This window comes from Kribbella antibiotica (genome assembly GCF_004349055.1).
GTDB classification, from domain to species: domain Bacteria; phylum Actinomycetota; class Actinomycetes; order Propionibacteriales; family Kribbellaceae; genus Kribbella; species Kribbella antibiotica.
The window spans coordinates 37,840-48,740 of record NZ_SMKX01000056.1 but is presented as its reverse complement, the minus strand read 5'-3'; the positions used below and the strand labels follow the sequence as shown (position 1 = coordinate 48,740).

At 66.3% G+C, this 10,901-nt stretch carries 12 protein-coding genes; 5 read left to right on the top strand and 7 right to left on the bottom strand.

Annotated elements, in window-relative coordinates; all coding sequences use genetic code 11:
- Positions 1–415: 415 nt before the first annotated feature.
- Positions 416–838 carry a low molecular weight protein-tyrosine-phosphatase gene (locus tag E1263_RS20235; RefSeq protein ID WP_238161346.1) on the bottom strand — a complete coding sequence of 141 codons (423 nt, stop codon included), beginning with the start codon at positions 836–838 and terminating at the stop codon, positions 416–418.
- Between the two features lie 14 nt (positions 839–852).
- Entirely contained in the window at positions 853–1,239 is a 387-nt protein-coding gene (locus E1263_RS20230; RefSeq protein ID WP_132169612.1) for a phage holin family protein, read from the bottom strand.
- Between the two features lie 102 nt (positions 1,240–1,341).
- On the opposite strand from E1263_RS20230, the gene E1263_RS20225 reads away from it, so the two are divergent.
- A complete protein-coding gene (locus tag E1263_RS20225) occupies positions 1,342–2,031 on the top strand; it encodes a FadR/GntR family transcriptional regulator (protein ID WP_132169610.1) in 690 nt (229 codons plus the stop codon).
- A complete protein-coding gene (locus E1263_RS20220) occupies positions 2,018–3,232 on the top strand; it encodes an enolase C-terminal domain-like protein (protein WP_132169608.1) in 1,215 nt (404 codons plus the stop codon). The genes E1263_RS20225 and E1263_RS20220 overlap by 14 nt, the downstream gene beginning before the upstream one ends.
- On the opposite strand, the gene E1263_RS20215 is transcribed toward E1263_RS20220, so the two are convergent.
- Complete coding sequence (locus E1263_RS20215) at positions 3,229–3,906, bottom strand: GntR family transcriptional regulator (RefSeq protein WP_132169606.1); 678 nt, start codon at positions 3,904–3,906, stop codon at positions 3,229–3,231. The two genes, E1263_RS20220 and E1263_RS20215, sit on opposite strands and share 4 nt — an antisense overlap.
- Positions 3,907–4,050: 144 nt before the next feature.
- On the opposite strand from E1263_RS20215, the gene E1263_RS20210 reads away from it, so the two are divergent.
- The gene (locus tag E1263_RS20210; protein WP_165956689.1) at positions 4,051–5,688 is read left to right on the top strand and encodes a phage tail tip lysozyme; all 1,638 of its coding nucleotides are present in this window, start codon (positions 4,051–4,053) and stop codon (positions 5,686–5,688) included.
- Positions 5,689–5,701: 13 nt separating this feature from the next.
- Entirely contained in the window at positions 5,702–6,316 is a 615-nt protein-coding gene (locus E1263_RS20205; RefSeq protein WP_132169604.1) for a PEGA domain-containing protein, read from the top strand.
- A 4-nt stretch (positions 6,317–6,320) separates the two neighbouring features.
- On the opposite strand, the gene E1263_RS20200 is transcribed toward E1263_RS20205, so the two are convergent.
- Entirely contained in the window at positions 6,321–7,193 is an 873-nt protein-coding gene (locus E1263_RS20200; protein ID WP_132169602.1) for a dimethylarginine dimethylaminohydrolase family protein, read from the bottom strand.
- A gap of 133 nt (positions 7,194–7,326) precedes the next feature.
- Between E1263_RS20200 and hisC the strand changes: the two genes are divergently transcribed.
- Complete coding sequence (gene hisC / locus E1263_RS20195; RefSeq protein WP_132169600.1) at positions 7,327–8,406, top strand: histidinol-phosphate transaminase; 1,080 nt, start codon at positions 7,327–7,329, stop codon at positions 8,404–8,406.
- Positions 8,407–8,591: 185 nt separating this feature from the next.
- Here the strand turns inward: hisC and E1263_RS20190 are convergent, their stop codons facing one another.
- The 3 genes from E1263_RS20190 to E1263_RS43715 form a co-directional block, all read right to left on the bottom strand.
- The gene (locus tag E1263_RS20190; RefSeq protein ID WP_132169599.1) at positions 8,592–9,200 is read right to left on the bottom strand and encodes a hypothetical protein; all 609 of its coding nucleotides are present in this window, start codon (positions 9,198–9,200) and stop codon (positions 8,592–8,594) included.
- 508 nt (positions 9,201–9,708) lie between these two features.
- A complete protein-coding gene (locus E1263_RS43720) occupies positions 9,709–10,284 on the bottom strand; it encodes an EamA family transporter (RefSeq protein ID WP_238161345.1) in 576 nt (191 codons plus the stop codon).
- A 3-nt stretch (positions 10,285–10,287) separates the two neighbouring features.
- Complete coding sequence (locus tag E1263_RS43715) at positions 10,288–10,656, bottom strand: EamA family transporter (RefSeq protein ID WP_238161344.1); 369 nt, start codon at positions 10,654–10,656, stop codon at positions 10,288–10,290.
- Positions 10,657–10,901: the final 245 nt, after the last annotated feature.

Sequence of the window (10,901 nt, the reverse complement as noted above, 5' to 3'; positions counted from 1 at the left end):
TCAGACATGTCCGGCGGCAACAAGAACCCCTGACCACGATCAACCAGCCGATACGCATTCGCCATACCCAATAATCGAACACCCACCGGGTTACAGTCCAACACCACGCCGATTCTGCAACAGCCTCTATACGCCGAAAAGTTCACGCGTAGTGAGGGTCGGCGAGTCCAGCCGGGCGCGGCAGCACCTCACGCCTCCTTGCCAGCGCTTTTCACCACAGCGGAGGGTCACGTTCAAGGCATCCCCACTACCGGCCGCAACCATAGCGAGCACCTCAATCGGCGCGAGCGCGATCACCGGCCTCGCCAGTACCTCAACCCTGCGCCGGGCTCAGCCAAGCTCTTTATGTAACGCGGCCGCCGCGGCGACCAGCCACAGACAACGTGCCCGGCCTGTCCGGAGCGGCGAGCAACCATCACGCACGAAGGCGAGCAACCCACCCATCAGCGGCGGTTTCGATCTGCAGCAGCACAGCATCGAAACCGGCATCCTCGCCGTAATACGGATCCGGTACGTCGGCCTCCGCGAACAGCTCGATCGGTACGTCGCCAAGCCCGCGAGCCTGGCGGTTCAGCGCAGCCAGATGACCGGAATCCATCGCGAGAACGAGATCGCGATCCCCGAACCACTCGCGCCGAAACTCACGCGCACGGTGCGACCGGCCGTCGTACCCGTGTCGTCGTAAGGCAGCCCGAGCGCGGGAGTCCATCGGGTCGCCTTCGTGCCAGCCGCCGGTACCGGAGCTGGTGACGGTGACGTCGTCGATCCCGGCCTCGGCGAGTTTCGCGCGCAGCACGACTTCGCCGATCGGTGACCGGCAGATGTTGCCGGTGCACACGACCTCTACGAACCTCAGCGCAGTTCGGCCTTGTCGGGCAGGACGGCGTTGATGATCATGCCGACGACGCTGATGATCAGGGCGCCCCAGAGTGCGGGCCAGAAGCCGGCGACGTGGAACTGGACGTCGAGCTTGCCGGTGATCCACGAGGTGAGCGCCAGCATCGCGGCGTTGATGACGAAGGTGAGCAGCCCCAGCGTCAGGATCAGCAGCGGCAGGGACACCAGCTTGACGATCGGCTTCACGATCGCGTTCACGATGCCGAAGATCGCGGCGACGATCAGCAGCGTCACGATCTGCTTGCTCCTGGTCGCACCCTCGAGGGTGATGCCGCCGACGAGCCAGGCGGCGATGGCCAGGGCGACCGCGTTGGCGAGCAGCCGGATGATCAGATTCTTCATGTCTTGATCCTTCCACTCACCTGGTTGCCGCACGCTCCGTACACGCCCTGAGTCGACCCTGAAGTATTGACACGAAAATGACCAAGTGATCAGATCAATTACATGCCAGCCGTCATCCGCCGCAGTCTGCTTGACGATCTCGCCTCATCGATGCTGGAGTTGATCGCCGATCGGAAGCTCGCGCCCGGCGACCCGTTCGAGTCGGTGCGGGCGCTCGCCGCGCGGTTCCAGGTCGCCGTACCGACGGTGCGGGAAGCGTTGCGCCGGCTCGAGGCGACCGGTGCGGTCGCGCTCCGGCACGGTTCCGGCGTGTACGTCGGTCCTAACGTCGGAAGGCTCGTTCTGGCGAACCCGCTCGCGCTCAAGCCGACAGCCGAGCGACTGGTCGAGTTGGTGCAGGCCAGGGCGCTGCTGGAGCCGCCGATCGCCGCACTGGCTGCTCAAATGCGCAGTGAAGCCGCACTGGCTCGGCTGGACGAACATCTCGCCAAAGCCGCGGAGCTGATCGCAGCAGGCGACCACGACCGGCTGACAGCGACAAACATGGACTTCCATCGCGCCCTGGCGCAGGCGTCCGGGAACGCGACGCTGGCCGAGGTGGTCGAGTCGGTGACAGTAGTGAACGTCCGCGAGCAGTTGGAGATCCAAATCATCCACGGTGACCGGGAGACCGACCTGGCCGAGCATCGGGCGATTCTGGCCGCGGTCCGGGCTGGCGACGCCGTACTGGCTGAGCAGTTGACCCGTGCGCACCTGGACGGCGTTCTGAAGGTGCTCAATGAAAATCGTTGATATCCGGGCGACCACGGTGACTGTCCCGCTGGAGGCGCCGCTGCGGCACAGCAACGGCGCGCACTGGGGGCGGTTCGTCCGGACGGTGGTCGAGGTTGAGGCTGACAACGGTCTGATCGGCCTAGGTGAACTGGGTGGCGGCGGCCAGAGCGCCGAGGATGCCATCCAAGGGCTCAAGCCCTACCTGGTCGGCCATGACCCTGCCAGGACCGAGGCGTTGCGCTGGATGCTCGCCAACCCGACGGCGAGCCTCTATAACAACCGCACGCAACTGCTGGCGGCGATCGAGTTCGCTTGTCTCGACCTGCAGGGCCGGGCACTCGGCGTACCGGTGCATGAGTTGCTGGGCGGCAAAGTGCGCGACCGGGTGCCGTTCGCGAGCTACCTGTTCTTCAGGCATGCCAACGAGGACGGCACCGGTGAGATCCGCACTGCTGACCAGTTGGTCGCCCATGCAAAACAGCTGGTCGATCAGCACGGCTTCAGCGTGCACAAGCTCAAGGGCGGAGTGTTCCCACCGGACTACGAGCGGGATTGCTTCCGCGCGCTGGCCGAAGCGTTCCCCGGGCACAGAGTCCGCTTCGACCCGAACGGTGCGTTCAGCGTCGAGGAGGCGATCCGCTTCGCCCGCGCGATCGAAGACCTCGACAACGACTACCTCGAGGACCCGACCTGGGGCCTCAACGGGATGCGCCGCGTCCGCGAGAAGACCCGGATTCCCCTTGCTACCAACACGGTTGTGGTCAACTTCGAGCAGCTGGCCGCCAACGTCCGCGACCCGGCGGTCGATGTCATTCTGCTGGACACCACCTTCTGGGGCGGTATTCGTGCGTGTGTGAAAGCGGCCGGTGTCTGCGAGACCTTCCAGCTCGGCATCGCCGTGCACTCGTCCGGCGAACTCGGCATCCAGCTGGCAACGATGCTGCAGCTGGGCGCCGTCGTACCGAATCTTTCCTTCGCGGCCGACGCGCACTATCACCATCTGCGCGACGACATCATTGCCGGAGGCAAGCTTCCGTACGTCGACGGGGCGATCGCCGTACCAGCCGGGCCCGGGCTCGGCGTCGAGCTCGACCGGGACAAACTCGCCGAGTACGCCGCTCTCTACCGCGAACTCGGCAACTATCCGTACGACCGGGATCCGGCCCGCCCGGGTTGGTATCCGCTGCTCCCCAACACCGACTGGGCCGATCCCGCTTAAGTAGCGTCGCGTGAAGGGGTGGCGATGGCCTCGAGCAGGGACTCTTCGGCGCCGGCCAGGTGGCGGCGGAGCTCCTCGACGCACTCGTCGAGGTCGCCGCGCTCCAGCAGCCGGATCAGCTTGCGGTGCGAGGCGACCTGCTGCCGGGCGTCCTGGCGGAGGGCATCGACCCGGGCCAGGGCGAGCCGGGCTTCACCGGTGATCGAGTCCTGGGTGGCGATCAGGCGCTCGCTGCCGGTCAGTGCGACCAGGCTGCGGTGGATGGCCAGGTGGGTCTCGGTCATCGCTTCGGGGTCGGCGCCGTCCTGGGCGGTCGCGGCGAAGGTCCGCATCGCCTTGCGGACGCGCTCGCGGGCCAGGTCGTCGGCGTCGAACCAGGCCCGAACCCCGGCCGATTCGAGGACGAACCGGGCGTTGCAGATATCGGCCACCGCGGCCGGGTGCAGGATCGCGACGCTGACACCCTTGTTCGGCTCGCGGATCGCGAGCCCCTCGGTGACCAGCATCGTCATCGCCTCGCGGACAGTACTGCGGGCGACGCCCAGTGCCTCGGCCAGCGGCTGCTCGCGCAGCGGCGTACCGGGCTCGAGGTCGCCGGCGAACAGCGCGGAGCGCAGCGCGTCGACCACCCGGTCCACGGTGGTCGAGCGGTCTACCCGCAGCCGTTCGTACATAGGTAGATTCTCTTCCAATCCGCCGCCATTGTCGCGTGCGGCACGGTGGATGCGGCAACCTGTGGATAACTCACGACACGATGACCTCGATTTAGGGGAGGATCTGCGGTGTAGTTGCCGCCCCGACACCGCGAGGAGACCAGGATGGAGAACAAAGGTCCGCTGATCCTGGGCGGTGTGCTGGTGACGGTCTTTCTGCCACTGATCATCGTCGTGGCGCTGATGGTCGGCAGCCTGATGAGTCTCCCGGCCGACGCCAGCGACTGTGGCCCGCCGAGTGGCGGCGGCAAGGCGTTCTCCTGGCCGACGACCTCGCAGAAGGTCGACGTGCCCTTCAAGAAGGACAAGCACGAGGGCCTCGACTTCAACGTCCCGCTGAAGTCCCCGGTGGTCGCGGTGGACTCCGGGACGGTGATCAAGAACGCCGACAACGAGATCTGGATCGAGCACGAGAAGGGTGTCCAGTACCGCTACCAGTACTTCACCGATCTGACCGCCAAGGTCGGCACCAAGGTGGCCCGCGGCGACCAGATCGGCACCTCCGGCTCCGGCGACGAGGCGGACGGCGCCAAAGGCCCGCACCTGCATTTCGCGCTCTGGGTCGCGGAGGGGAACGAAAAGGGCGAAGGCAAGCTCGTTGCCATCGACCCCGGGGTGGACTCCTTCGGCGACGAGGCCACCGGTCCCAGTGGCGACAGCGGCGACTGTGGCTGTGGTGCCGGCGGGCCTCTGGTCGGCAGTAACGAGCAGCAGCAGGCGTTCAACTACTTCGTCTCCAGCGGATACACCAAGGAGCAGGCCGCCGGCATCGTCGGCAACATGATCCACGAGTCCGCGGTGAAGCCGATGCGGCTGCAGAACACCGCCGAGACCGTGCAGACCAAGGCCAAGGACGCCGAGGGCAACTCGCTCGGCTGGGGCATCGTCCAGTGGACACCGGCCAGCAAGATCATCTCGAACTCGCGCAAGGGTGGCGTGCCCTACGAGCAGATCGAGACGCTCGCCTACCAGCTCGACTTCCTGCGCCGGCAGCTCGCCGGCGAGACCGTCTCACCGGAGAAGGCCGCAGGTCAGGGCCTGCACGCGGCCACCACGCCGGAGGACGCGGCCTACGCGTTCGGCCATTTGTACGAGCGCTTCGCCGGTCACGAGAACCCGAACGCACCGACGTACGGGGTGCGGAAGACCTCGGCCCGCAAGGTGTTCGAGCTGTACAAGGGCGGCACCGGCGTGCCTGGGTCCGGCCCGGCCACCAGCTGTTCGGCGGGCAGCGGCAACATCGCCGCGGTCGCGATGAAGCTGGCCTGGCCCACCGACGGGCACGACGGCCTCGGCACGAACGCGTCGGACGCGACGGTGGCGAAGCCCGAGTATGTCGCCGCGATGAAGCAGTACAACGACCCGGGCGGTCTGCGCGCCTACACCGACTGCGGCCGGTTCGTCGCGACCGTGATGCACATGAGCGGCGCGGACCCGAAATTCCCGAAGGTCTCGACCGGCGTGCAGTTCGACTACATGCAGAACTCCGGCAAGTACGACTTCTGGCACGCCGTGCCGCCTGGCGGGATGAAGCCGGGTGACATCCTGAACGGGCCTGGCCACACCTATCTGTACGTCGGTCCGTGGGGAGCCGAGGGTAAGGGCTACAACGCGGCCGCAGCCTCGCTCTACGGCCACGTGCCGGAGGCCGGGCACCTGTACGCCGTCGGTGGCCAGTTCTGGGTCTTCCGGCTGAAGGCGCCGCCGACCCCAGCGGGCCCGCCGGCCGAACCGAAGGCTTGAGGAGAAGCAGCACATGGAGAACCAGAACGGGCGGACCATGCTGATCGGCGCCGTCGTGCTCGGCGTCGTCATCGTGCTGTTCGGCGGCTTCCTGCTGTTCCGGGACAAGGGAGTCACCGTCACTGTCACCTCGATCCCGAACGACCTGACGCTGACCGTGGACGGTCAGCCGGTGAACGCCAACGGCGAGGTCAAGATCAAGTCGGGTACCCACACCCTGACCGGCGAGCGGCGTGGCTTCCAGACCTACTCCACAACCATCAAGGGCGGGAGTGGCGACGAGCTCGCGATCAAGATGTACCTCTACGCGAACAGCTCCGAAGGGCGCGACTGGGCCCGGAACAACCCGGACCAGGAGCTCGAGCTGGAGGCCGAGGCCGGCCGCCAGTACGACCAGACCCAGGACCGGCTGGTGCAGCGGTATCCCATCCTGCTGCGGCTGCCCTACATCGGTGCCGGCTACGAGGTGAACTACACCAACTCGAAGTCCGACCCGAAGAACCCGGAGGCCATCTCGGTCACCGTGGAGACCTGGACGGCCGACGGGAAGGACAAGGCGCTGCAATGGATCCAGGAGGACGGGACGGATCCCGCCACCCTGGACATCATCTACAGCGTCACGAAGTAGTAGCTCAGACCGGCAGGTGCAGCTCGCCGCCGGCCGCGGTGATCGCGGTCAGCGGGAAGTCGAGCGGGTTGGTCATGCAGCGGGCCGAGCCGCCGCCCTTGTGGAACTCACTCAGATCGACCAGTACGACGCGCAGGCCCATCCCGGTGAAGATGTCGTGCAGCCGCGGTGAGCAGGCCGGCATGATGATCGTCTCGTTGACGACGAGCGAGTTGCCGCTGAAGGCGAACGCCTCTTCGTCGGTGAGCACGATCGGGTTCGGCACGATGCCGGCCAGCTCGGTCTGGCTCGCGGCATCGAACGCCGGCGGGTAGATCATCGCCGTCGTACTGTCGACCGGGCAGAACGGCAGGTCGAGGTGGTACATGCCTTCGTGCGCGATCCGCAGGCCGCGGACCCGGATGTCCCACTGGGTCGCCAGGTGCTTGAGCGCCTCGGCCTCGGAGCGCGGTCCGTACCCGACGACCAGACTGTCGCCGAAGACGAACGCGTCACCGGACTCGAAGTGGGGCCCGACGTCGTCGCTGCCGGTCCGGTCGAGGTCGAAGCCGTGGCCGACGAACCAGTCGGCGGCAGTCAGGGACTCCTTGCGCCGCGGCTCGAAGCGCATGTGCGAGAGCATCGCGCGGCCTTCGGCCGTGGCCAGGCCGAGGTTCATCGCGTAGACCATGTCGGGGGAGTCCGGCCGCTGGGCCAGCACCTCGACCTCGCCGCCGGCGTCGACGATCGCCTGCTGCAGCGCGTCCCACTGCTTCAGCGCGAGCTCAGGGTCCGGCTGGTCCTGGGTCGACATGTACGGATTGATGACGTAGTCGATCCGGAAGTGGTCCGGGCGGACCATCAGATAGCGACGACCCCACTCCAGCGGCTGACCCATGAACCCTCCCAGAATGACTGATTGTCCGACAATCAGTCAGTGTGCAGGGAAGTCTTCCGGTGCGCAATACGGCTCTCGTCACACTCCTGATCAGGGTCTGGCCGGAGGCGAGTGCCAGGACTAACCTGCGGCTATGACTCCTGACAATAGCGTGCGCTTCCGCGGCTGCCTGGACGACGTTGCGGCTTACACGCCCGGCCGTCCGCCCGCGGCCTCCGACGGCAAACCGTCGTACAAGTTGTCCAGTAACGAGAACCCGTACCCGCCGTTGCCGGGCGTGCTGGCGGCCGCGACCGATGCGGCGCAGCACATGAATCGCTACCCGGACATGGGTGCGGTCGACCTGCTGGAGACGCTGTCGGAGCGGTTCAAGGTGCCGGTCGAAGACTTCGCCCTCGCCACCGGCTCGGTCGCGCTGCTCTACCACTTGCTGCAGGCTGTGGTCACCCATGGTGATGAGGTTGTCTACGCCTGGCGCTCGTTCGAGGCGTACCCGATCGCCGTCCAGCTGACCGGCGCGACGTCCGTTCAGGTCCCGCTGACCGACGATGCCCGGCTCGACTTCAAGGCGATGGAAGCGGCGATCACCGACCGGACGAAGGTCGTCATCGTCTGTACGCCGAACAATCCGACCGGCCTCGTGGTTCATCGCGACGAGTTGCTCGCGTTTGTCGAAGCGGTCCCGTCCAACGTGCTGATCGTGCTCGACGAGGCGTACCGGGAGTTCGTCCGGGACCCGGAGGTGGTCGACGGGGTCGACGTCTACCGCGATCACCCGAACGTCGTCGTACTGCGGACGTTCTCGAAGGCTTACGGACTGGCCGGCTTCCGGATCGGGTACGCGATCGGCCATGAGTCGGTGGTGACCGCGATCCGCAAGTGTGCGCTGCCGTTCGGGGTCAGCTCCATCGCGCAGGCTGCTGCGCTGGCCTCGCTGCAGGCTGAGGATGAGCTGCTGGCGCGGGTCGAGGAGCTCGTTGTCGAGCGGACCCGGGTCGTGGAGGCGCTGCGCGCCGCAGGCTGGCGGGTGCCGGAGACGCAGACGAACTTCGTCTGGATGGATCTGGGCGAGGAGACGCTCGACTTCACGGCCGCGGTTCAGGCCGAGGGAGTGTCGATTCGTCCGTTTCCCGGTGAGGGCGTCCGGGTCAGCATCGGTGAGCGCGAGGCGAACGACCTGTTCCTCGGCGTCGCCTGCAACTGGAAGAAGTAGACAAAGAAAACCGGCCCTCGCTGGGACAAGGGCCGGGAACAAAAGTGCGGCGCCGGGAGGAGTGAGGCTTTCTCCCGGCGCCGCTGATACTGCTTTCCGAATCAGTCACCCCACCGAGGGGACTCGTTCGGGTCCTGCATCACTGACCAGGGAGGGTCAGTTGTTGCATAGCTGATCGGTGAAGATCAGCCGTTGCTCTGCGTGGTGCTCTGCTCGCAGGTCTTCAGCGAGTCGATGGCTGCCTGGTTGCTGCCGAGGCCCAGGGCCGCACCGATGGTGTCAACGGCGCCGGCAACGCCGATTCCGGAGAAGGCCAGGTCGTTGTGGCACGCCTGGAACGGGCCAACGCTGTTCCCGGAGACGCCGACGACGTCGTCGCTCACGCGGTACCACTTGCCGTTGCTCTGCGTGGTGTCCTGCTCGCAGGTCTTGACAGCGGTGATGGTCTGCGAGTTGTGGCCAATGCCGATGAGGGCCAGGACGTCGTCACCAACAGCGGCGACGCCGATGCCGTTCAGGGCGGCCTTGTTGTCGCAGGCCTGGAACGGGCCGACCGAGTTGCCCTTGACGCCGACGAGGCCGCCGTCACGCTTCACGAAGTACCAGACCTTGTCGCCACCGTGGCCGTAGCCCTTGGCAACGTCGCCGCCCTTGGAGACAGAGGAGACCTGGTTGGCCAGGTCGGTGCCCTGCGACGCGCCGTCGAGCATGTTGGCGCTGACGACGGTGGCGAGGCCGAGGGTGGCGACAGTCGCCACGGCCGCGGCGGCGGCGATCTTACGAGTTACCTGCATTGTGCCGGTATTCCTTTCGGGTTTGACGGGATCGTCTTAGAGGTAACGACACCTGACAGGCCCGGTTACAAACTTTTTTGTCAGCTATTGACATCCCGCCTGAAATATCCCCGAAACCCATAGGGGCTAGGTGATGAGTTCCTTGACGCAACAGCTAATCCGCCCCTGACCAGGCAATTCATGAGAGATCGTCAGGTTGCAGGACCGTGCGGAAGTTGTATCGGGGTCGGCCGTAACCGGCCCCTGTCTTCATCGTTGAGTCAGCGCGGGTGACGGAAACATTCGGTGATTCGGAAGATTGTTGTCGATGGGCTCGGTGGCCGTCGAATGGGCAATACCACGATGAATCGGAATCGTCGGAACTATTGCCGGAGTTTCGCGCCGTGTTTTTTCGGGGCAGGGCGCGACGACCCGGCACTTTGGCCCGCTGCCGCGCGCATCGGCAGCGGTGGGAGACCCGGGTCCTTAGGGGCCCGGGTTCTTCCTTTCTCCCTAGAAGCGCTGTCCTCTAGGAGCGTTGCGAGGCTCGCGGCCGGCGCTCGGCCGTGACGACCAGCGCGACGCCGCTGATGATCACCGCGCCCCCGGCCAGCAGTCGCCAGGTCAGCGGCTCGCTGAGGATCAGCCACCCGAGCAGTACGGCGACCGCCGGGTTCACGTACGCATAGGTCCCGATCAGCGAGATCGGCGCGTTGGCGAGCAGGAACGAGTACGCCGAGTAGGCCAGCAGCGACCCGAAGACCACGAGATAGGCGAGCGCGATCCACCCGCTGCCGTGGATCCGGTCCAGGTGCAGGCGGCCGGGTTCGCCGCGGATGACCCCGAGCAGGACCATCGCCGTACCGCCGAAGAGCATCTCGTACAGAGCAGTGACCAGCGGATCCTTCGGGAGCCCGAGCCGCGGCGAGAAGCGGGAGCCCGTCGCCCACGAGATCGTGCCGAAGATAATCAGCGCGATCGACAGCGGCTTCGCCGTCGTGTCACCACCGGACAACGCCAGTACGGCGACGCCGGCGAACCCGATCAGGACGCCGACCCAGGTCAGCGCGCGCGGCCGTTCGCCGCCGCCGACGCGGAGTGCCATCAATCACAGCGGCGTCGCGGCAACGAGTAGCGCAGCGAGCCCGGAAGGCACTGTCTGTTCCGCGATCGCGACCGCGCCATTGCCGAAGGCAAGTAAGAGGAGACCGACGACGGCGGCACCGAACGCCTCGCGGCGGGTGATCCGCAGCCGGCGCCAGCCCGACTTCAGTCCGAGGATCAGGGCCAGGAGAGTGCCGGCCACCAGGAAGCGAGCCGCCATGCTCAGCATCGGCGGCATCTCCGCCTCGACCACGACCCGGATCCCCAGGTACGTCGAGCCCCAGACGACGTACACGATCGCGAGCGCCGACCAGATCATCGCGCTCGACGCCGTACGGCCTTCGGTGATCGGCGCAGCAGCCGGAGCGGCCATCGGGTCTCCTTCAAGATGTCAGGGGCATCTGTAGTTGATGGTGCTTACAGTACGAGAGACAAGGGTTTTCCTGCCAGGGGTCAAACGACGGGTGGCGCATGTCACATTGGCGCAGTTCGCGCTCAGGTACGGCGCAAGGAGGCGAAAAACCGTACCAGTGGGTGGACTGGTGTCTCGTGTCGAGACCGATTTCGGTACGGCCGTACCCGCGAGCGTCCAGACTGTTAGCGCATCAGGCAACTGCT